Origin of the sequence: Pseudonocardia xinjiangensis, from assembly GCF_012911925.1 — a bacterium.
Lineage (GTDB): Bacteria > Actinomycetota > Actinomycetes > Mycobacteriales > Pseudonocardiaceae > Pseudonocardia > Pseudonocardia xinjiangensis.
Genome location: NZ_JAAXKY010000288.1, coordinates 1 through 2,101 on the forward strand (window position 1 = coordinate 1; position 2,101 = coordinate 2,101).

The following is a 2,101-nucleotide window of genomic DNA, read 5'->3' on the forward strand; positions in this document are numbered from 1 at the left end:
GGACCGGCACCACGGGCGGGACGGGCACGGACTGATGACCTCTGCCCCGCCCCGGCCCCGGGCCGCACGGGCGGTCCGGAGGATCCCGACGCAGCGTCCCCCGGCGCCACCTCGCCGCTCCACCGGTCCGGCGCCCTACTCGCGCAGGCTGAAGGTCGGCCGGATCCTGCTGGTGCTCGCGCTCGGCGTGGCCACCCTCAAGCTCGTGGTCGTCCAGACCGTGCAGGCCGGGGCCCTGAACGCGGCCTCGTCACGCCAGTACACGACCGACATCGCGCTGCCTGCAGAGCGCGGCGAGATCGTCGACCGCAACGGCAACCCGCTCGCGTTCAGTGTCGCGGCGAGTGCGCTCACCACCAACCCGCGGCTCATCGCGGCCACGAAGAAGGCCGGCACGGCGCAGTACGTGGGGGAGATGGCCACCGCTGTCGCCGAGGCCACCGGCCAGGACCGGAACACGCTGCTCGGGCTGCTCACCAGCGACCGGCCCTACGTCGTGCTGGCCAAGCTCGTCGACCCGGACGTGGCGAAGTCGCTGCAGGACCGGTTCAAGGACATCGCCATCGCCCGCCGCGAGGTCCGCCAGTACCCGGCGGGCGACACCGCGGCCAACGTGGTGGGCGCCGCCGCCTGGAACGCCGAGGAGGACAAGCTGACCGGCCGGGTCGGCCTGGAGAGCTCGCAGGACAATGCGCTCGCCGGCTCGGAGGGACTGCGGATCGTCGACACCGCGGAGGGCAGCGACGCCGTCATCCCGGGCAGCACCCGCTACGAGCGCCCCGCCATCCAGGGCTCGAACGTGCAGCTCACCCTCGACTCCGACCTGCAGTACACGGTCCAGAAGGCGCTGAGCGACTACGTCGCGAAGACCGGTGCGAAGCCGACGTCCTCGGCCGTCGTGCTGGACAGCCGCACCGCCCAGGTGCTGGCGATCGCGAACGGGGAGACGTTCGACCCGAACGACCTCGCCGACGCCACGCCGCAGCAGCTCGCCAACCCCGCGGTGCAGAGCCCGTTCGAGCCGGGCTCGGTCAACAAGATCGTCACGATGTCGGCCGCACTGGAGTACGGGGTCGCCACGCCCGACGAGGTGCTGACGGTGCCGGGGCAGATCAAGGTCGCCGACCGCACGATCAACGACGCCTGGGTGCACGGCCCCGAGCACTACACGCTCACCGGCGTGCTCGCGAAGTCGTCGAACGTCGGCACGATCATGACCGCCCAGAAGGTGGGCGAGCAGCGGTTCGCCGACATGCTCACCCGGTTCGGGCTGGGCACGCCCACCGGGGTGGGACTGCCCGGGGAGAGCGGCGGCCAGGTCCCGCCCATCGCCACCTGGTCCGGGTCGACGTTCGGCAACCTGCCCATCGGGCAGGGCCTGTCGATGACGACCCTGCAGATGGCCGGGATGTACCAGGCGGTGGCCAACAACGGCCTGCGGATCCCGCCGCGGATCATCGCGTCCACCACGGGGCCCGACGGTGTCCGTTCCGTTCCGCCAGCGCCGCAGGGTGTGCAGGTGGTGTCGCCGCACACGGCGCAGGAGCTCCGGACCATGCTCACCGCCGTCACGCAGAAGGCGCCCGGCGGCCAGAGCGGCACGGGTCCCGCGGCCGCGGTGCCCGGGTACCAGGTGGCCGGTAAGACCGGCACGGCCCAGCAGGTGGACCCGCGCTGCGGGTGCTACTCGGCGTCGACGTACTGGATCACCTTCGCGGGGATGCTCCCGGCGCAGGACCCGCGCTACGTCATCGCGATCATGCTCGACGCCCCCAAGGGCGGCACGAGCGCGGCCCCGCTGTTCCACGACATCGCCACCTACCTGGCGCAGCGTGAGAAGCTGCCGGTGAGCCCCGAACCGGCGCCGATACAGACGCTCGTCGCGCCCTAGTGTCCCGCGCCGCGAGTCCACCACATATCTCGACGGCCCAGCTCCCGGCTGGCCGCACCGGCGACCGGCCCGAGTACGCCCGGTACGAGGACCGTTCACCGGCGCACCCAGCCGAAACCTGGATCCGCCGATATACGCACCGGACTTCCGGCGCGGGACACTAGCCACGCGTGCCCGGACCGGCCGAGTGGGGGGCCCGCGGGGTGGGGG

At 72.4% G+C, this 2,101-nt stretch carries 1 protein-coding gene; it reads left to right on the forward strand.

Going from position 1 to position 2,101, the window contains the following annotated elements:
- Window positions 1-1,891, forward strand: a 1,891-nt coding sequence (locus tag HF577_RS37045) for a peptidoglycan D,D-transpeptidase FtsI family protein (RefSeq protein WP_312859630.1), incomplete at its 5' end; no start/stop codon positions are given.
- Window positions 1,892-2,101: the final 210 nt, after the last annotated feature.